Source organism: Massilibacterium senegalense, from assembly GCF_001375675.1.
GTDB lineage: Bacteria > Bacillota > Bacilli > Bacillales > Massilibacteriaceae > Massilibacterium > Massilibacterium senegalense.
This window is the reverse complement of record NZ_LN831786.1, coordinates 1737631-1757066: the sequence shown is the minus strand read 5'-3', so window position 1 is coordinate 1757066 and position 19436 is coordinate 1737631. Positions and strand designations below refer to the sequence as shown.

The window sequence follows — 19436 nt, the reverse complement described above, 5'->3', positions numbered from 1 at the left end:
TAAATATTGCCCCCTTACAATGAAAGAGGAAGGGAGGATCGCGAATGCGCTTAAGCGTTGAAGGTATTTCTAAAAAGTATGGAGAGCAAGAAGTGTTAAAAAATATTTCAATCAATTTTGATAACGGCCAATTTTTCACACTGCTCGGTCAATCCGGGTGCGGGAAAACGACGCTTTTAAAAATTATTGCCGGGTTAGAAGAGGCGACGACTGGGCGGATTACGTTTGAAGAGGAAGTGATGTTTTCTACACGAGAAAACATTAACGTCGCGCCGAATAAGCGGCAATTATCGTTTGTTTTTCAAGATTATGCGTTATGGCCCCATATGACGGTGTATGAAAATGTTGCCTTTGGATTGAAATTAAAAAAAGAGAAAGAAAAAGAGCGTCAGATTGTGATGGAAATGTTAGAAAAAGTGCGGCTATCTGGCTTGGAAAATCGGAAACCAGGTGAACTTTCCGGTGGACAACAGCAACGGGTCGCACTCGCACGAGCACTTGCGATTAATCCGAAAGTGATTTTATTTGATGAGCCGTTAAGTGCATTAGATGCGATTTTACGGGAAGAGTTGCAATCTGAAATTTTAGATATTATTCAGCAAGTCGATTGTAAAGTGATTTTTGTGACACATAACCAAATGGAAGCGATGACGATGTCTAATCAAATTCTTGTCATGCACGAAGGGAAAGTCGTGCAAATGGGGACACCAGAACACATTTATGACAAGCCTGAAACGACGTACGTTGCTAACTTAATCGGAAAAGCGAACTGGCTTCCGAATCAACAGAAGATGATTCGTCCAGAAAAGTTATCGTTAGAAAAACGAGCGGACGATGTAGAGTTTACCGGCGTCATTCGTGAAAGTCGCTTTTTAGGCGATCGTTACCTAATCCGGATGAACGTTGGAGAAGAAGCGTGGTATGTGTATACGAAAAAGCGGTTACATGTCGGTGAAATGTGTTCCGTTTATGCAAATAAAAAAGATTTTCATTCTGTAGGAGGATTAAAATGAAAAAGGTATGTATGACTAGTTTTGTAATGATAGCAGTCCTCGTGTTTGTGCTTACAGGTTGTTCTTCAAAAGAAGAAAATAGTGCAGTAGAAGCAGCGGGCGAAAAGCAAAAAAATAATAAACTTGTCGTCTACACAGCAGGTCCTACCGGTTTAGCGGAAGAGTTAGAAAATGCTTTTGAACAAAAAACCGGGATGACAGTAGAAGTGTTTCAAGGAACAACAGGAAAAGTGTTAGCACGATTAGAATCTGAAAAAGCAAATCCAGTCGCTGACGTTGTCATTTTAGCTTCGTTACCAGCGATGGAAGGATTAAAGGAACAAGGAGCGTTACTTGCATATAAAGAAGCAAAAGGAAAAGAGGCTATAAATCCTGAATGGTCTGATAAAGATGGTTATTTTTATGGCTACAGTGCTTCTGCATTAGGTATCGTGTATAACACAAACAACGTAAAAGAAGCGCCAAAAGAGTGGGAAGACTTAACGAAGCCAGAATGGAAAGGAAAAATCGCAATCCCTGACCCAAGTCAATCAGGTTCAGCGTTAGACTTTTTATATGGCTACACACAAGGAAATCCTGATGCTTGGAAAACGATTGGAGCATGGAAAGACAACGATTTAATGTTAGCAGGTGCGAATAAAGAAGCGTTAGAAACAGTTGTCACTGGTTCAAAAGACATCGTGATTTCAGGGGTTGACTACATGACGTATGCAGCAAAAGCAGACGGGGAACCCGTTGATGTGTTGTATCCAGAAAGCGGTACTGTCGTGAGCCCGCGTCCGGCAGGTATTTTAAAAGAAGCTCAAAATGTAGAAGGAGCGAAACAATTTATTGACTTTTTACTTTCTGATGAAGGACAACAATTAGTGGGTGACGCTTATTTATTACCTGGGAACGAAAACACACCACTGAAAGACCGTGCACCGCTAAAAGATATTCCAACAATCACATTTGACTGGAATGATAACGAACAACAAACAACAGAAATTATTGAAAAATTCAAAGAAATGTATGAGCAGTAAAGGAAGAAAGTTGTGGGTTCTCCCGCAATTTTGCTTTTCTCTCTCATTGGCTGGGGTGTTTAGGAATGGAACGAAAGAAAGGTTTGTTTCTTACCATCGTCATCGTGTTAGCGGTTCTTATTATCGCACCGATTCTGATGGTTTTATATTACACATTTTTTGATGGACAGAAGGTAGATGTCGGCCGTTTTATTGAATTAGTCATGACGAAAAAAATGCTAACAGTATTTTGGCAATCAATTTGGCTCGGCTTTTTAGTCATCATCGGAACGACGATTTTTGCGTTACCACTCGCTTTTATTATGACCAAAACGTCTTTTCGCCGTTATCGTTCACTAGATATCATCTTTACAATCCCCTTTATGACCCCGCCTTATATCGGTGCGATGGGATGGATTTTATTTATGCAAGAAAACGGCTTTTTACAACAATTATTAAAGAAAGACCATCACATCACAGAATGGTTCTTTTCATTACCAGGCATGGTGCTCATTATGAGTTTGCATCTTTATCCTTTTTTATACTTAATGTTAAAAAATGCACTCCTTCGTTTACAAGGATCGTTTCAAGATGCGACGACGATTTTCGGAAAAGGACGTCTCTCTAACTTTTGGAAAGTCATGTTACCATTATTACTTTCCAGTTACGCGTTAGGCTCGCTCCTTATTTTCATTAAAACATTAGCAGAGTTCGGCACACCCGCCACTTTCGGAAAACGAATTGGTTACGAAGTATTCACAACAGAAATTCATGCCCAACTCTCATCATGGCCAATCGACATCCGCATGGCAACAAGCATGTCTCTCGTGTTACTTAGTACGTGCTTACTCGTATGGTACGTACAAAACACGATAAGCCGAAAATTTTCTTACAGTACGTTATCAGGAAAAATGCCACCGCTACGCGAGAAAAAGCAGTCGTTCTTCGTCCGCGTGTTAAGCATCGGTTACGTCTTGTGTTTAATCGGTATCTCCATCGGCATCCCGTACTTTTCAATTTTAGCAGTGTCGCTAATGAAAGTACGAGGAAATGGATTATCACTTGATAACATTTCATTCGTTTATTATCAACAACTTTTTCAAATCGATTCAAAAGGATACGAAGCGTTTATGAACAGTTTACTCTTTTCCTTAACTGCTTCTGTTATCACGATCATTCTTGGAACCATGATTGCTTTATTCGTACAAAAAGGGCAAACAAAAACAGCTGCAACGGTTGATTTTATGAGCCTATTACCAAATACAATTCCAGGCATCGTCATCGTTGTCGGGTTGATTATGCTTTGGAATCATCCGGCATTACCCGTCACGATTTACAATACGAAATGGATGCCGGTTGTCACATATGTCGTTTTATTTTTACCGTACGCCGTACAGTACATTAAAGCATCGTACAACCAAATCGACGCATCAATTTTTCAATCGGCACGTATTTTTAGCCCAAATAAAAGGAGCGTCATTTTTAACATCACACTTCCGTTATTATTACCAGGAATGTTTGCGGCGTGGATGATGACGTTTATTATTTCCATGCGAGAATTAGTCGGCTCCTTACTCGTCTTACCACCATCCGTTCAAACGGTTGCAACGTTTATTTATGCCCAATTCGAACAAGGAAACGTCAGCCTCGGCATGGCCATGGCAGTTGTCACCGTCCTGATTACAATCATCGTCATGCTTATCGTGAATCAACTACAAAAGGGAAGGGAACACGTATGACGGTCACATTTCAAGCAATCGGCGGAGTCGGTGAATACGGAAAAAACTGCTTTTACATAGAAGGCAAGAACAGCCGCATTTTACTAGATTGCGGCATTAAACGTGGCACAAAAACCGAATACCCAGAAGTAGAAAAAATGAACATAAAAGCATTAGATGCTGTGTTCCTATCACACATCCATGACGACCACTGCATCGGATTACCGCTATTATACAAACAAGGCTACAAAGGAAACGTCATCATGAGCGAAGAAACGAAAAACAAACTTCCACAAGCATTCAAAAAATGGCGACACAATCAAGAAAAGAAAGAACAAATCCCTTACAGCACAAAAGACGAACAAGCGATTCAAATGCACACCTTTTCCTACGAAACAAAAGGAAAGTGGATCATCATTAACGACCACTTACGCTTTCAATGGTCTTTAAGCGGACACGTCATCGGCGGCGTCTCGTACTTGATTCAAATGGAAGATCAATTGATTTACTATTCCGGTGACTTTTCTAGCGAATCTTTATTTTTACAAGCAGAATACCCAACGAACTTAAAAGAAAAGCTAGACCTTGCCATCATCGACAGTGGTCATGCCAACCTAGCGATACAAAAAGAACAAGTGCAAATAATCATAGATGAAATGAACGGAAAAAACCGCATCCTATTCCCCGTCCCCAAGTACGGAAGAGGCATCGAGCTACTCTCTTACATCACCAACCGCACAGAAAGAATGATTTACTGCGATACTCGCTTACTTGAAGGCATTCAGTACTATTTACAACATGAAAATTACTTAAAAAAACACGGACGATTGCTATTGGAATGGTTAACAATTCATAAACGCATTCAATTTTTACAAATAGAAGAAATGGATGTAGCGAAGGAAGGCGTCTTTTTCATCTGTGACCCTAAGTTGTTACACCATGCGATCACTTACGAACAATTAGGAGAAGACAGAGAGACAAAATTCATTTTCACCGATTATATCGAACAAGAAGGAAAAGTAGAAAAGATGCTTCAAAAGTCCAAGCAGGCAGTGAGAGTGCCTTATAAAGTGCATCAAAATAAAGACGAACTAGAGCGGATGATGCACATGTTGCAGGCGCGGGAGAATGTGTTCTTTCATAGTGAGAAAGCGGTGTATGAAAGGTTGAAAGACATGTTTCAGAAGAAGTATCGGTTGTATTATTGAGAAGAAGGCTGATGAGCGGAGTTATTTCTCTTTCGGGAACTATTCACACTTCGTTCCGCTAAAAGGGAGACTCCTTAGCTAAATACGTTAAAAGCACAAAGATTATAATGGATAGTGATTAGGAGATAAAGCGTTATTCGATAAGGTTTATTAGTAATATAATCAGATTTTTTTAGGGAGAAATATGTTTTTTTACTTTTAATTTTTAGTAAAGATTGGTATTCTTTATGTATATCAATCATAAAAGGGTGATTGAAAATGTCAATATATAAGGGGGCTTTTATTATGAAAAATATTAAATTAAATCAAGCTTCCATGTTTCTAAAATATAAGTACGTTGATTCTCCGCAAGTAAATTATAATGAGACCCTAAAATCTAAGTTATCTCACATCATAAAGGGGATTGAGTTAGCTTTTGTAAAAATGAAAGGCTTATTATTTGAACAATTAATTGAAGAAGCAAGTACAGATAATATTGAGATCCTCGCCTTAACAGAAGAATTAAAGTTAATTGAAAAGTGGTTTAAAGACAAGGGTTATACTCGTCTTGAATCATTAATTTTTGAAATAGGAAAAAAAGATATCAATGAAGATGATTATGACATTTTGCTCGAGATACTAACAAGCCAAATAGAGTATTTTCAAACATTACTTGAATCAACCGATAGCTTCATTATAGGACAATTAGAAGTTGTACTTAGATACATGAGAGAAATACCATTTTACTTAGAATTTGATCTTGATTTGTCGAGCTTACGAAATAAGAAGAACATAGATCAAAAAAGGTACTCGTTAGAAGGTGTTTCTGAACAAGTGATTTTTTTCGGAAAAATATACAGTAAAACAGACTGGACTATATAAAATAGCGGGGTAGTTATCATAGAACTCTGAAATTAATATGGATTCTCAATGGTTCCTTTGGTCTTAATGATTTTCTCTCGCTTTTACTAATATTCATCTGTTTTTATTTTGCACTGAAAATTACCATTTTTCTTTAATTTTAATACCAATTCATGTATTATTAATATAAAGAAGAAGCATAATATTGATAAAAAGGAGGTACGTACATGAATGTAGAAACAATATTAAAACAATTAAAAGAATTTTTACCTGAAGAAAACTTCAAAGTTCAACCAGACACTGCCCGCCAAGAAATATTAAATTTAGAAAAAATGTATAATGTAAATACTAAAGATTTTTTTGAAAATCCAGAGTTTGCAAAATTAATTCCAGAAGAAATTTGTGAGAAGTGGATAAATACTTTTGATACATTTATTACATTTGGCGGTTCAATAGATGAATTAAATCATCTAACAACTTATAATAATGATTTAGATGAAAAACTTTATTTAAGAAAGACTCCGGCAGAGAATGAAACAATAGAATATATTGATGAAAAAAGCAAGGAGTCCGATGAGGGGTTCCTTGCTACTTTTTTATATTTGGATAATTTTATTTATTTTCATCCCTTCTTTTGGATGAAACAACAATCTGGTATTTGTTCCGTTACCATCTATAGCTAAAGAATTATTCATTACCACTACTCTTTCCCCAGGTAAAACAGCACCATTATCTGTAGCCATTAATAACGTTTGAACAAGATTGGGTAATGCAACATGAACGATACCCAACGTCTGTTCAATTATTTTATATGGATTTATATTATTCCCCGGTATTACAATTCCTTCAAAAGGCATTGTGCTAGAAATTAATGTAATGCCATGATCCTCCAATATTTTTTTGATTTTATTACCATTTGCTGCCTCCGGTATAAATGTATTTATTTTTTTATCATCTTCTAATCGATACATCTTTTCATTAGCTGGAAATGTAACGCCAATTAATTCAATCGGATATTCTTGTTGATTTAAAAAGGACTTAATATTTAGAATATTATTTTCATCTTTAATAAAGATTATTATTTTTTTAATATTGTTCTTAACACAATAATTAATATATTTTTTATATGGAAGTGTTGAATTATTCATCTTTGCTGCCTCCGTTTTCGAATATTTTTACATAGGGCTTATTTGTTTCCATATTAAGAGGATAATCATTTTTATCATTTGCATACCGATAAAATACCTTTATTGCTATTTGGAAGGATATTTTTGAAATATCTAAATTGGTACCATCAGGATAGGTTAAATGATCTCCCCATTTTTGTTTTGGAGCGTTAATGTGTATCGGGGCATATTTTTCCTTTACAGGTTCAAAATCAAACCTAATAAAATGTTTTTTAGGATCATCTTTGTGTTCTATATGAAAGCCATGGTAAGAATAGCTTCTTATATTTGTTATTTCTAGATCTTGGTTGGTGGTAAACGCTGATTCATTTAATTTCATTTGAAAAAAAGGGTATTCTAAAAATTTTGCTTTCGGTACTTGTAAATTATATGAAACCATTTGATTGTCTTCAGAATAATATATTTCTATGTTATTTTTCACGATTTCAAAGAATCCATACCTTATAGATACTTCAAAAATATTCCTTATTCTATCAAGTATTAATTCATTTACCTCAATAGTTTGACAGTTATCGATATCAATCACCTACTATTTTTATAATCCTAATATCATGTTGTAAATAAGGATGTTGTATATCTAAATTATGATTAATAAATAAAATATTTCCTTTTCATCCAAAACGTATTTTATTTATCAATTAAAACAGAGGCATTCCTCATTTGGTAATGTAAGTATACTAGTTTACTTCGAGAAATAACCTGAATCTCCTCTAAGCAAAAATTAATAAATATAAAAAAAATGCAAAGCTAAAAGCTTGTTAAAGTATATCAGTAAAAATTTAAAATCAGAATGTACTGAGGGTATAGATATGTTCAAATCATTTGATATAGATTGGTACGTTAATTTTATTTCTACTTTAAATGTTTTAAGTGACATACAAAAAAATTGGTTAAAAACAATTGTGCCTTTGCGCAGATAAAAAATTTTAGAGTGGTTAAGAGAGAAGGAAAACGAACATGAATAAAGTTCATACACTTTTAGTTGTATGGCAAAATACAGAAAATAGATTGTATTATCATATAGGGACTCTTTCTCATTGTAATGATATCTATGAGTTTTCTTACACAAATTACGGGTCACCTCATGGAAAAGTCCAAGAGGTATTAGAACATGGCTATATGTTACACCCTGCTTTCCCTGATGTAAACAGGACATACCGCTCTAAAACTCTTTTTTTAGCTTTTAATCGACGATTAGCTTCTACGGATCGTCAGGATTTTCATGCTATCATGTGCGATTTAGGTTTGAATGAAAATGCTACAAAAATGGAAATCCTGCAACAGACAAGAGGGCGATTAGCAAGCGACACATATTCTTTTGAACAACCATTACGTCGAGAAGCTAATGAAAAATTATACTCTAATTTTTATGTCCGTGGAATGAGACATCGCAATCTCCCTACCGGATGGTCTCATTGGTTAAAAGTGAATGACAAAGTGAGATTATTAAAAAATATAGCCATCATCCAATCGACAAGGGCTTCTAATGCGCTTGAAGGGATTATGATTACGGATCGTCGTTTAAAGAGTATTATGGAAAGTAAAACTAATCCAATTGACCAATCAGAAGGAGAAATTGCAGGATATCGAGATGTCCTACAGCTTATTCACTCATCGTATGAAGCGATTCCAGTAAACACAAATACTATTTTGCAATTGCACAAAGAATTATACACGTATATTTCTATCGAAGGCGGTCATTGGAAAAACGTTGATAATGTAATTAGTAAAACATATCTAGATGGTACGAAACATATTCGTTTTGAACCTGTTTCAGCATTTGAAACACCAGATATGATGCGATTGCTTTGTCAAGAGTTACGGGAGCGAATGAGTAAAGAAGACGTAGAACCTTTGATTTTAATTAGTATTTTTATTTTGGATTTTTTATCGATTCATCCATTTAATGATGGCAATGGTTGAATGGCGCGTATATTAACATTGTTATTGCTTTATCAATTTGGCTTCGAAGTCAGATGTTATATTAGTTTAGAAAAAACTATCGAACAATCGAAAAAACGTTATTACGAAACACTACGTCAATCTTCGGTAGGATGGCATGATAATAAAAATAATGTTTTACCATGGATTAATTATTTATTAGGTACCTTTGTTGCAGCCTATAAGGAGCTTGAAGAACGTGTAGGTGTGATAGAAACGAGAAAAGGAAATAAAGCAGATAGAGTTCAACGATATATTGAACATAAAATTGGCTTCTTTACAAAAGAGGACATTCGTCAAGCTTGTCCTGACGTTAGCGATGCGACGATTAATCGTATATTAAAGAAATTAAAGGATGAAGAATATATTGCTGTAGATGGATTAGGAAGAAGTGCAAAGTGGAAAAAGATTTGATGTTTTAAAAATGTGGTACATAGTCTTTGAGGTACTGATAGAACTGTGGACAAAGTGAAAATTTGCTTGGATGGTTATGAAAAGAATTGTAAGACGAAAGCGTTAAATATAGAAGTTTAAAAAGGTGATAAAAATGAACGATTATCCAGTAGGTGTTGACGGCTGCAAAGCAGGAAGGATTGCCGTCGCAAAACAGAATAACCAATGGGAAGTTTCCTTATTCCCAACTATTCTCCGTCTATGGTCTACCCACAAACAAGCATCTCTTATTTTAATCGATATCCCAATCGGATTACCAAATAAGCAACAAACAGTCCGAAAATGTGACCAAGAAGCCAGAAAAATTTTAGCACCAAAGCGGAGTGCGAGTATTTTTTCTGCCCCGTCACGAGAAGCGGTGTATGCTTCTAACTACGCAGAAGCAAATGAGAAAAACAGACAAGTGACCGGAAAAGGTTTATCGAAACAATCGTGGAATATTTCACCAAAAATTCGAGAAGTCGATGGGTTGTTAATGCGGGAAGAAGAGGCGATAGGGAAGTTAAAAGAAGCTCATCCCGAAGTATGTTTTGTAAAATGGGCGAACGAACCGATGCAATACAATAAAAAGCAAAAAGAAGGCTTGGAAGAACGAATGCAACTTCTTCGTTCCTTTGATCCAACAATAGAAAGTGTCATAGAACAAACACTAAGTACATATAAACGAAGCCAAGTAGCGTTAGATGATATCGTCGATGCATTTGTTCTTGCTGTAACGGCTTCGTTAGGAAAAAATCAGTTACAATCCATTCCCGAAAAACAACAAATAGATGAAAAGGGAATCCCAATGGAAATCACATACTGGGAATGGTACTTTTTCAAATGATGAAAGATGAAGAGAAAAAAACTCTCACCTGCTACATCACATTTTCAGTAGGTGAGAATTTTTACCTGTCAATGCTTGAATACTTTCTCCAATCGTTCCTTAAATTCTTAATGTTGAAATTCTGAATCATTATACCGTTTCCACTGTCTTTCTACGCCTTCCTTTAATTCTTCTATGCTAACATTCATCGTGGTAAAACTTCCATATCGTTCACGCAACTGACGAGCCGTCAGTCTTTTTCTTTTATTTTGAAAAAAGTTCTTCCACATTTTTAGGTCATCCTTTCGCTCATTACACAATGTTCGTTCACGACCAATTAATCATATCTCGCAACAAATACAACGTATTTTCATTCGTTTGATTCGCCTGCGCCAAAAGTGTTTCATGCATATGCGTTAAAATGTTTTCCCGCATTAATCCCATCATTTCTTTTGCCATATCCGCATCGCGAATTCTACTTTCTGCTGCTTGTAGTTTTTCGCTCGTGTTTTCAAGATAGTTCATCGTCTGACCTAATCGGTTCGTATAGGCGCCGATTTTTCCTCGTTCGTGCGAGAGTTGGTGAATTGCTTCATCGATTGCGGTAATAGCGACGGATGATGTTTCAGCGGAAGAAATATCTAAGGAATACTCCGTATAATACGTGCCGTAATCTCGTGTGACGTTTGGAGTGGAAACGTAGTGAATTTTCGTTCCATCTTTCGTATACACGTTCCAATCGGGATTTGGAATGCTGACGCGGAGCGGGATGGCGCGTATGTCATCAATTTCAATCGCCATCGTTTGGCCTGTATTGGCTCCTACTTGAAGAATCGCTTCAAAGGGGTGGCGTTCTGCTTCGTCTACATATGGAGATGAAATGGTAGAGCTATTAGTAGAATCGATGTCGATGGTAATAATGTCTTCGTATTGTTCCGCGTGCAGTCCTTCGATTGTATTTAAATAGTTTGTAATAAACGTTGCTTGTTCGGTCGTCGTTTGATAGACGTTTAAATCGAGTGCGATGTTTCCTTCTTCCGTCACATTTCCGTCTTTCGTTTCTTCAAATACAATGCCAAAAATGTTCAGTACTTCTTTTTCTGCTAGTGGGCTTTCCATTTTAAACACGACGGAACTCATTTGCGGTGGTGCGGCTAACAGAACGGTTGCTTCGATATCAACACCGGTCACTTGTCCCGGTCGTTCTTTTATGGCAATCATCGCATTCGTACTGCCGTCATCTTCAAAGCGTGGGTTCGTTAACATAGCTGCTAGTAAATATTGTGCTGTTTCGGCTGTGGTACTGCCGATTTTTACCGTTCCCGCCGCCCTGTCTAAACGAAACGTATACGTCTGTCCCGCCACAACGATTTTTTCTTTATCCTGAAAATTATTCGTAATTGTAAAAGCATAGCGACCAGGAATTTCGTCGCTCGCCCACTTTTTTCAATTAAGGAAATCATTTTCCCGCTACTTCCGTTGTCTTCAAACCGAGCACCTAACGTTGGATCTGCTAAGATGGCTTGTAGTAAATGTCCCGTCGTTTCTTCCGCGGTGGCGCCAATTTGAAATTGTCCGGCTTCTGTTGGCGCATACAGGATGGCGTTAAACGATACGCTACCAATTGTAATAAGCGAACCCTACGAAAAGTTTTCATTTACCGAAAAGGTATACATCCCGCGTTGTTCTTCGACTCCATTCACAAATGTATCCACGCTAGGACGAAGGGTGATTAATTCAGAAAGGGTGTTGGCATCTCCGACTGGATCATTGAGGTTACTAGAGGTCCGAATGCCGTTCGATTCCGTGTAAACAGGAATGCTATTGTTTCCACCCGCATACGTTAACACGACTGTATATACATTAAGTAACCCGACTTTTTCCGTTCGTAATTCAGCGGTAATGTCGTCCAATGCGCCGGTATTAGCGGGAGCGGCTTTTGCTGCTTGAAAGGCAGTGAAAAATTCTTCTGCTGTATATTTCCCAGTTAATCGGTTGTTCACTTCCCAATAGTTTTCCGTTCCTAAACTATTATCCGGCATAGAGCGAATTTTAAATTGAAATCCGTTCCCGAAAATACTACTTTCTAAATCGATATCTAACAAAGAGTTAAACTCAATCCCCACTTGAGATGGTGTTGCTTTTATGCTTTGTTGTTGCATTGTATAGTCGACAGTAAGGAAAGGAGGGGCTGCTTGGCTATGTTGCATAAGTTGAAATTGTCCGACTGTTCCTTGAACAGAAGAATCATATACTTTCATGTACACAATATGAATGGAACTGTGTAAATGGATACTCGTATCCGAACCGATTAATAGATTTTTCGTATTATATTTCGCATGATAAAAAATCTGATTTAACTCGGACGTTAATTGACTGAATTCTTCTTGGTATCATTCCCTGCTTGTACGGCAATTTCTCGCATTCGTTGTAAAATCGAATGTCCTTCTTCTAACACCCCATCGGCCGTTTGTAACAACGAATAGCCATCTAAGACGTTACGATAGGCTTGATTTAACCCGCGAATTTGTCCCCGCATTTTTTCCAAAATCGCTAATCCATTCGGGTCATCCGCTGCTCGATTAATCCGTCTTTCGGACGATAACCGTTCGATCATTCGAACTTTTTTCTCATTCGATACTTTAAATTGACGATACGTGTTTAAAAAAATAGAAATATTGTTTACTTGCATGACATAAACACCCGCTCTCTTTTCGATACCGTGCAATGGTGAAAAATGCTAAAGATAGGCACTTTTTTTCATTATTATATATCTTTCTTATTCACACTTTTGACTTCATTAAAAACAACGGAAATCATAAAGAAGTCTTCTGTTATTGGTGTTGATTTTCCTTTCTATTTTGAAGTGGTAGTTTTATCGTTTGTGAACGAGGTGTAAATTTCCTTAATAAAAAATAGTACACAATATTGTTTAAAACATCCAAATTTGATACTATTACTATTGTCATATTTTTAGAAGGAAGGGGAATAAAAATAATGAAAAATAAGAAAAAAGTCATCGCATCTGTCGTTTTAGCATCCGCTGTTACACTATCCACAACGGGAATCGAACTAGCAAATGGCGTACAAGTTGGAAATGCGGCTCAAGCAGCCCAAGCAGTCGTGGACACAAAATATGTGAAATACGGGCATGTAGAAGTACTAGGATTGAAAAGTGAACAATCATTTATTTCTCTTCGTTACAATACGTTTTATAAGTGGAATCATTTTGGTACGTATCGAAATGGTAGTTTCGAATTTACACTTGATCCGAAATTAGCACCATACGTTACCGAAGTAACAGGTCCTAAAGGATTAAAAGCAATGGTAAACGAAGCGACTCATTCTTTCTCATTCCCAGCAGATAAACTAGTTCGCTTTGCTTTGATTGGGGTACCACAAGAATTTACAGTGGATGTCCATTTAAACCAGCCAGTCGGAGCACTTCCGGTCGATAACTACCGAATATCCGCACGTCAATTACTTGCAAATGGAGATATCGTGGCACGCACACAAAGCAATGCATACATGCATGTAACGAATGAAGTAACGAATGTTTATCAATCTAAACTCATTCGCCAAGCAAGCTTATTTGTTAATGCACAACCGGTGAATACGAGAGTCGATACAAAATATGAACTAGTTTTTTTATTAAACGCTTTATCATTAAAAGACAGCAAAGTAAATCTATCATTCGAACCAACGTTATTAGGTTATCTAGAATCGATTGAAGTGTCTAAAGACGGACGCAACTGGACGACAATTACGTACAACGAACAAGGAAAAGCATCGTACCCAGCAAACGAACTATTATCGTATAGTTATATCGGATTACCACAAGATTTCTTCGTTCGGTATAACTTAAAAAACCAAGTACAAGCACTTCCAGACCATTTATATACATTTAATATTAACATCCAACATCCAAACGGTGGTATCGTCACAAAATCAAATACAACTGGCTACTTTTTAGTAGAAGGAAATAACGTGGAAACACGTGAATAGAAACGAAGGCTGAACAATATGTTCGGCCTTTTTTCGTATCAACAGTCATGTCCCTTTCCAACAAATAGTGTAAAATAAGAATAACAAACGAAGAACGAAAGGGGCGTTCACGATGTATATTACCGCTAATTACATAGATTCCGATCATAATTTTGTCATTCAAAATATGAAACAACCATTGTCTCCTCGATTTCACCCATCTATTCTCGCCATTTTAAAAAATATTTTACAACGCGGATGTCCAGCGGAACCGTCCCGTTATCTAAAAACACAATTTCCAAACGTTTCGACAGAACCGTTTCGTTTGCTTCCCGCTCATCAACCATCGTCGCTAGTAGCGACAAGATTAACGGAAGACATTCCGGAATACCCATTTTTATCGAAACTACTCGTCCCTGACGATGCGGGATTTTATATAGAATGCACGAATACCATCATCGAACTAGACGGAAAAGCAGAAAACGATTGTGATGGAAAAGTCTTTTCATTTACAACGGAAGAATTAACAGAAAAATCTGTTTCCTATCAAATGAAAATGCACGCTTTACGCCAACATTTGAAGCGTTATGACGAAGAACTTTCACGCTATCGGTCGTTAGAGGAAGTGGATGCCGATGAGGTTCGTTTCATGAGTGTCATGCGCTGGCAATGGACGATTATTGCCCTGTTAGAGCATAGCTCTGAACAAAAAGACATCGAAATAAAAGAGGCGGAGAATCTCCGAACATTCGATATTGCGTTACACGACATCAACCTATGGCTAGAAGCGTTATGTACATTGCATCAACAACCATTTGAACCAGTGCAGTTTAATGTGCGCTATGTGGAGAAATTTCAATCCGAACGTGCGATAAAAATAGACATGAGTGTTGTCGAGCGAGAAGGGCATGAAATTGGGGAGACGGATGTTCTTTTTATCCGAACGGCGCGTTTGCAAAAGCCAGACCACTTCAAACTAGAGACGACAGCACCAGTTACGTATGCTGCTTTAGAAGAATCGGCATTGTTGTACTTGGCTCAAAATCTATTAGACGCCGATACGTTAACAAAATGGCAAGTTGCGGTTATTACGAACCTTTTACAACGACGTCATACGATTGGGATGACACCGACAGGAAAGGGGAACATGATTTGTTACGTCTTAGCTGCGTTGTTACAACCGACGTTACATATGATGATTGTCCCAATACCGTCATTTATGTACGATGCTATCAAATGGTTAGAGTCGAAAAAAATAACGCGTATGTATTATGTGAAACGAAATCAACATCCAAGAAAAAACGAACCGATGTTGCAAGCTTATCGCGATAAACGATGCTTTGGTCTATTAGTTGCTCCTGAATATTTTCAAACCGAATCATTTCGAATGTATGTACAACAACTAGCTACGATTGGGTTTGTCATGATAGAAGACGCGCATTGTCTATCAGAGTGGAGCGATAACTTCCGCACATCTTATTTGCATATTGGAAAAACGATTCGCACATCGTGCAAACAAGCTGTTATTCTAGCCACTACTAAAGCAACGAGCATGCACGTTTTACAAGATGTACAGATGGAATTGCAAATCGAACATCAGGATATAAAAGGAATAGAGGATAACCAAACTGGGATGTTTCAAGTAATAAAAACAGGACACGACTACGAAGATAAACAGCAACGGTTAACGGAAGTGGTTCAAAAAGAGGGAGAGCAAAGCGGAATCGTTTTTACGTTACATGCAAACGGGGAAAAGGGGAGTTACGCACTAGCACAACGGTTAGCGGATTCCCTACAAACGGACGTCCGATTTTTTTCTACATCAAAGCCGAAAAACTTTCACCCGAAAGTGCCGTATTACCGATATAACCGCCAAGCACAACTGGATTTTGAAGCGGACCAATTCCCTGTACTAGTAGCAACGAAACCGTTTGAAATGGGAACGAATAAACAAAACGTACGCTACACGGTACATTACGGATTGCCAGAATCACTGTCTTTATTAGTGCAAGAAGCAGGGAGAGCGGGAAAAGAAGGCACACCAGCTACTCACTATTTGTTATACACAAAAGATGACGTGGTAGACGATGATTTTACCAAACTTTTTGCGATTCATACGACGATAAACGATGCCAAACAACTCGTTCATCGATACGGATACAAAGCATCACGCGATATCTTAAGTGTATTTTCCCTATGGCTAAAGGCACGACCAAGTGTAAAAACCGAAGCGGAACTGATGTATACGATTTTTGATATGTACGCCACACCGAACGGAGAAAGCATATTACATTCCGCGGCATTAAACAAAAAAGTAGGCGACATCCAGCGCGCATTGGCACGTCTTTCATTAGTAGGAGTCGTACAAGATTGGATGGTCCAACAATGGGGACAAAAAGATACCGTCATTCGCGTTCAGTTCCATCCTTATACGGAAGAAAGCATCGAACAAGCGATACTATCGTACATCAGGAAATATGATGCCAATTTTTCGTTAAAACTAAGCCGAGTGTATCAACAAAAAAACGAACCGTTCGTGTTACGAATCGCCACCATTTTTCTTAAGTGGATGTATGCCCTATTGTTTTATCAACAACGCATGTCCTTTCACACGTTGCTCGAAAGCTGTGAACAACAGCAACTAAACGAAACAATCACCGGCTATTTTCAATGGAATGAACGTACGAACCAACTAGCGGAAATTGCTGCTTATCCAGATCAGTACGAAAAGTGGTTTGCTTTTTGTACGACACAAGACGCATCGGCCAGTAAGCTGCCACTTGTACGCTATTTAGAAACGTATCGAACCAATGTCGGATTAAATTTTATTAGTGGCATAAACCGATTAGTGTTACACCAATTTTCACACCTCCACGGACGCAATCGATTTATCGCCGCTTGGCAAGCAATTCAACAGTATCCAGAAGCAACACAACAGGCGATTTTGTTGCACACGTTACAATTAGGGAAAACATTAGAAGAAGAACAAAAACAACAATTAAGCGCCGTCTTGCTTTCGTTTTACCCGAATCAAAACGAAGTCATCTATGACTATTTGCAAGACAACTACACATTACACTACATTCTCACACAATCCATTCAACGGATTCAGAAAGTAGGAGGGACTTGGAATGATTGACGTAAAAAAAATTAATGAAACCATTACCGAACTAGAACAAGAATCCAAGCAATTAAAAGAAACATTAAAATGGCAAGAAACGATGGCAGACTTACGTGCTTCGTTTGAAAAACTTGTCACAGAACAAGAAAAAATCGTTGAAAAACTAGCAACCATTGAACAAAAAGATGGAGAAGATAAAGGAAAAGAACTCCCAGCAATGAAAGCGGGGATAGAAAAAATCAAACACAAACAACAAGAACAAAGCCAATCCATTACGAGCCAAATTAACCACGGAAAAATTGCGAATGAACAGTTATACCAGCGAACGAAAGAAGCGCTAGATGCACAACAGACATTACAATTACAAGAAATGAAAGATAATTTCGAACGGTTTACGGCAGAATTGCATGACGTGAAAAAGAGCATTCACGATAATATGAGTATGTATGAGTACAATTTAAAAATTCGAAGCGACCGGTTGGAGAATAAAAATTCAATGCAAATGATTGGAATTAGTGTCATTATGGTGTTGATTTTGGTGGATATTATCGTTCGGTTGTTTTCATGAAAAATGGGATAGTAAAAAGGTTATTCTATAGTACCAATGCACTTTTAGAATAACCTTTTTTATTATAAGATTTTATTTCGAATTTTTGCAGGAACAAGTTCCATTACTTCTAAAAACCCATCTTTATAAAAATATCGCAATCCAACGGTGTATAATACAATGCCTAAAAGACCAGTCATGACAATATTCACAATCGGCATTACGTTTTCGACAAAAGCAAGTTGTTGCATGAAATACAGTGGCACACCCATAAAAAGAGCAGGAATGGCGGACTGTAAAATGATTTTACTATTCACCCATAATTGACCTGCCTCAAATTCGCGCGTTAACACCCACGTACTAGCTAATAAGAAAAAGAAAGCAATCATCGTACTAGATAACGCCGTCCCTAAATATCCAAACCATTGAATAAAGAAATAGTTAAACACGATATTTAAGATAATAGTAATCGTACTTAAGAAAAAGATAATTCTCGTTTGTCCCTTGGCATACATCGCTTTTAACACGATATATTGAAATCCTTGAATTAAAATCAGTGGCAAGTACACATAAAACGCTTGTAATGTTTGTAACGAGTCTGCATGTGTAAACGCACCACGTTCATATACGAATTGAATAATCGGTAATCCTAACACGATAAATCCAGCGGTAATCGGCATTAATAAAATAGCGGTAATTTTAATTCCACGCGAAAATATTTTCTGAAATTGCTGTAGTTGCCCAGTTTGCTCCGATAATAGTGTAAAAATAATCGCTACAATCGTAGAAGCAAAAATCGCATTTGGAATACTAATCAGCAAGGAGGAGTTATTTAAATACGTTACTGCTCCTTTTATCGTTCCAGATGAGAAAATTTTATCGACAAATACGTTAATTTGTCCCACAACTGCACTTAAAATAGCTGGGAAAAACAATGCTAGAAATTGCTGCTTAAACGTTGAATCCATGGAAAACGATAATTCATATTTAAACTTATATTTGCCGATTAAAAAGTAAAGTTGACACAAGATTCCTAAAAATGTTCCCGTAATAAACCCGTACGCCAAACTATAAATCCCCCAAATATCTGCAAATAAAATGGCAAACATAACTGCTGTAATGGTTGCGAACAATCGGGCGATTTGTGTTGGGATAAAACTTCTGTACGCTTGAAGGTACGATTCAAACATGCCATTTAAACTAATAAACGTTAAAAATAACGTAAAAAATTGAGTTAACTCAATAATCACTTTTTCCGTTTCAGGCGGCGCCTTTTGGAAAATCAACGGAATTAGAATCGGGATTAATACGTACATAACAACAGTTAACACAACTAGTCCAGCAATCATTCGGTTTAAAAGGGCGCTAGCAGTACGCATCCCGTGTGCTTCGTTTTTTTGTTTTTCTTTTAAAAATAATGGCAAAAAGACACTATTGAATCCTTCCGATGTCATAATGACGACTAGTGTTACGACGGAAAAGGCAATAAGGTATCCGTCGGTTACTTCACTTGCCCCGAATTGTTTGGCAATAATACTTTCACGTAAAAAGCCAATCAGTTTCACGAAAAGAGAAAGGATTACAATAATAATGCCTGATTTTTTTAATGACGACATAA

Annotated in this window: 19 protein-coding genes; 12 read left to right on the top strand and 7 right to left on the bottom strand. The window is 37.2% G+C overall.

Translation table 11 applies throughout. From position 1 onward, the window contains the following. Positions 1-44 precede the first annotated feature (44 nt). The 6 genes from BN1372_RS12085 to BN1372_RS15300 all read left to right on the top strand — a co-directional run bounded on the left by BN1372_RS12085 (position 45) and on the right by BN1372_RS15300 (position 6463). Positions 45-1013, top strand: a complete 969-nt coding sequence (locus BN1372_RS12085; protein WP_062199830.1) for an ABC transporter ATP-binding protein — start codon at positions 45-47, stop codon at positions 1011-1013. Continuing rightward, positions 1010-2035: an ABC transporter substrate-binding protein gene (locus BN1372_RS12080; protein ID WP_062199828.1), complete on the top strand. Its 1026-nt coding sequence runs from the start codon at positions 1010-1012 to the stop codon at positions 2033-2035. The genes BN1372_RS12085 and BN1372_RS12080 overlap by 4 nt, the downstream gene beginning before the upstream one ends. A 65-nt stretch (positions 2036-2100) precedes the next feature. Continuing rightward, a complete protein-coding gene (locus BN1372_RS12075; protein WP_062199826.1) occupies positions 2101-3753 on the top strand; it encodes an ABC transporter permease in 1653 nt (550 codons plus the stop codon). Continuing rightward, positions 3750-4940 (top strand): MBL fold metallo-hydrolase, encoded by a 1191-nt coding sequence (locus tag BN1372_RS12070; protein ID WP_062199824.1) that lies wholly within the window; start codon positions 3750-3752, stop codon positions 4938-4940. Before BN1372_RS12075 ends, BN1372_RS12070 begins: the two co-directional genes overlap by 4 nt. A 285-nt stretch (positions 4941-5225) precedes the next feature. Continuing rightward, positions 5226-5801 (top strand): hypothetical protein, encoded by a 576-nt coding sequence (locus BN1372_RS12065; protein ID WP_062199821.1) that lies wholly within the window; start codon positions 5226-5228, stop codon positions 5799-5801. A gap of 206 nt (positions 5802-6007) precedes the next feature. Next, the gene (locus tag BN1372_RS15300) at positions 6008-6463 is read left to right on the top strand and encodes a hypothetical protein (protein ID WP_147515382.1); all 456 of its coding nucleotides are present in this window, start codon (positions 6008-6010) and stop codon (positions 6461-6463) included. On the opposite strand, the gene BN1372_RS12060 is transcribed toward BN1372_RS15300, so the two are convergent. Both BN1372_RS12060 and BN1372_RS12055 read right to left on the bottom strand, forming a co-directional pair. Further along, positions 6377-6928, bottom strand: a complete 552-nt coding sequence (locus BN1372_RS12060) for a hypothetical protein (protein ID WP_062199819.1) — start codon at positions 6926-6928, stop codon at positions 6377-6379. The genes BN1372_RS15300 and BN1372_RS12060 overlap by 87 nt on opposite strands. Continuing rightward, positions 6921-7493 (bottom strand): hypothetical protein, encoded by a 573-nt coding sequence (locus BN1372_RS12055; protein ID WP_062199817.1) that lies wholly within the window; start codon positions 7491-7493, stop codon positions 6921-6923. Before BN1372_RS12055 ends, BN1372_RS12060 begins: the two co-directional genes overlap by 8 nt. Before the next feature lie 431 nt (positions 7494-7924). Between BN1372_RS12055 and BN1372_RS15600 the strand changes: the two genes are divergently transcribed. The 3 genes from BN1372_RS15600 (at position 7925) to BN1372_RS12040 (ending at position 10187) form a co-directional block, all read left to right on the top strand. Beyond that, positions 7925-8890 (top strand): Fic family protein, encoded by a 966-nt coding sequence (locus BN1372_RS15600; RefSeq protein ID WP_062199815.1) that lies wholly within the window; start codon positions 7925-7927, stop codon positions 8888-8890. Continuing rightward, positions 8891-9322, top strand: coding sequence for a Fic family protein (locus tag BN1372_RS15595; RefSeq protein WP_062199812.1), 432 nt, complete (start codon positions 8891-8893; stop codon positions 9320-9322). It abuts the gene before it with no gap. A gap of 133 nt (positions 9323-9455) precedes the next feature. Next, on the top strand, positions 9456-10187 hold the full coding sequence (locus BN1372_RS12040) for a DUF429 domain-containing protein (protein WP_062199811.1): 732 nt from the start codon (positions 9456-9458) through the stop codon (positions 10185-10187). Between the two features lie 107 nt (positions 10188-10294). Here the strand turns inward: BN1372_RS12040 and BN1372_RS15290 are convergent, their stop codons facing one another. The 4 genes from BN1372_RS15290 to BN1372_RS12025 all read right to left on the bottom strand — a co-directional run bounded on the left by BN1372_RS15290 (position 10295) and on the right by BN1372_RS12025 (position 12858). Then, positions 10295-10456, bottom strand: coding sequence for a hypothetical protein (locus BN1372_RS15290; RefSeq protein WP_154662991.1), 162 nt, complete (start codon positions 10454-10456; stop codon positions 10295-10297). A 37-nt stretch (positions 10457-10493) separates the two neighbouring features. After that, positions 10494-11531, bottom strand: coding sequence for a flagellin (locus BN1372_RS12035; RefSeq protein ID WP_062199808.1), 1038 nt, complete (start codon positions 11529-11531; stop codon positions 10494-10496). Between the two features lie 275 nt (positions 11532-11806). Continuing rightward, positions 11807-12427, bottom strand: coding sequence for a hypothetical protein (locus tag BN1372_RS12030; RefSeq protein WP_062199806.1), 621 nt, complete (start codon positions 12425-12427; stop codon positions 11807-11809). 107 nt (positions 12428-12534) lie between these two features. Continuing rightward, entirely contained in the window at positions 12535-12858 is a 324-nt protein-coding gene (locus tag BN1372_RS12025) for a flagellin N-terminal helical domain-containing protein (protein WP_062199804.1), read from the bottom strand. Between the two features lie 305 nt (positions 12859-13163). Here BN1372_RS12025 and BN1372_RS12020 point away from each other — a divergent pair, with 305 nt between their 5' ends. The 3 genes from BN1372_RS12020 (at position 13164) to BN1372_RS12010 (ending at position 17839) form a co-directional block, all read left to right on the top strand. Further along, complete coding sequence (locus BN1372_RS12020; protein ID WP_062199802.1) at positions 13164-14171, top strand: hypothetical protein; 1008 nt, start codon at positions 13164-13166, stop codon at positions 14169-14171. 112 nt (positions 14172-14283) lie between these two features. Beyond that, the gene (locus BN1372_RS12015) at positions 14284-17289 is read left to right on the top strand and encodes a helicase-related protein (protein ID WP_062199800.1); all 3006 of its coding nucleotides are present in this window, start codon (positions 14284-14286) and stop codon (positions 17287-17289) included. Beyond that, positions 17282-17839: a hypothetical protein gene (locus BN1372_RS12010; RefSeq protein WP_062199799.1), complete on the top strand. Its 558-nt coding sequence runs from the start codon at positions 17282-17284 to the stop codon at positions 17837-17839. The genes BN1372_RS12015 and BN1372_RS12010 overlap by 8 nt, the downstream gene beginning before the upstream one ends. A gap of 62 nt (positions 17840-17901) precedes the next feature. Here the strand turns inward: BN1372_RS12010 and murJ are convergent, their stop codons facing one another. Beyond that, the gene (gene murJ, locus BN1372_RS12005) at positions 17902-19434 is read right to left on the bottom strand and encodes a murein biosynthesis integral membrane protein MurJ (RefSeq protein WP_062199796.1); all 1533 of its coding nucleotides are present in this window, start codon (positions 19432-19434) and stop codon (positions 17902-17904) included. Positions 19435-19436 lie beyond the last annotated feature (2 nt).

Coding starts and splice junctions, on each gene's coding strand:
- BN1372_RS12080 (WP_062199828.1), top strand. CDS start 1,010: ATGAAAAAGGTATGTATGACTAGTTTTGTAATGATAGCAGTCCTCGTG.
- BN1372_RS12010 (WP_062199799.1), top strand. CDS start 17,282: ATGATTGACGTAAAAAAAATTAATGAAACCATTACCGAACTAGAACAA.
- BN1372_RS15595 (WP_062199812.1), top strand. CDS start 8,891: ATGGCGCGTATATTAACATTGTTATTGCTTTATCAATTTGGCTTCGAA.
- BN1372_RS12025 (WP_062199804.1), bottom strand. CDS start 12,858: ATGCAAGTAAACAATATTTCTATTTTTTTAAACACGTATCGTCAATTT.
- BN1372_RS12030 (WP_062199806.1), bottom strand. CDS start 12,427: ATGAAAGTATATGATTCTTCTGTTCAAGGAACAGTCGGACAATTTCAA.
- BN1372_RS15600 (WP_062199815.1), top strand. CDS start 7,925: ATGAATAAAGTTCATACACTTTTAGTTGTATGGCAAAATACAGAAAAT.
- BN1372_RS12060 (WP_062199819.1), bottom strand. CDS start 6,928: ATGAATAATTCAACACTTCCATATAAAAAATATATTAATTATTGTGTT.
- BN1372_RS12020 (WP_062199802.1), top strand. CDS start 13,164: ATGAAAAATAAGAAAAAAGTCATCGCATCTGTCGTTTTAGCATCCGCT.
- BN1372_RS12040 (WP_062199811.1), top strand. CDS start 9,456: ATGAACGATTATCCAGTAGGTGTTGACGGCTGCAAAGCAGGAAGGATT.
- BN1372_RS12075 (WP_062199826.1), top strand. CDS start 2,101: ATGGAACGAAAGAAAGGTTTGTTTCTTACCATCGTCATCGTGTTAGCG.
- BN1372_RS12085 (WP_062199830.1), top strand. CDS start 45: ATGCGCTTAAGCGTTGAAGGTATTTCTAAAAAGTATGGAGAGCAAGAA.
- BN1372_RS15290 (WP_154662991.1), bottom strand. CDS start 10,456: ATGTGGAAGAACTTTTTTCAAAATAAAAGAAAAAGACTGACGGCTCGT.
- murJ (WP_062199796.1), bottom strand. CDS start 19,434: ATGTCGTCATTAAAAAAATCAGGCATTATTATTGTAATCCTTTCTCTT.
- BN1372_RS15300 (WP_147515382.1), top strand. CDS start 6,008: ATGAATGTAGAAACAATATTAAAACAATTAAAAGAATTTTTACCTGAA.
- BN1372_RS12015 (WP_062199800.1), top strand. CDS start 14,284: ATGTATATTACCGCTAATTACATAGATTCCGATCATAATTTTGTCATT.
- BN1372_RS12070 (WP_062199824.1), top strand. CDS start 3,750: ATGACGGTCACATTTCAAGCAATCGGCGGAGTCGGTGAATACGGAAAA.
- BN1372_RS12065 (WP_062199821.1), top strand. CDS start 5,226: ATGAAAAATATTAAATTAAATCAAGCTTCCATGTTTCTAAAATATAAG.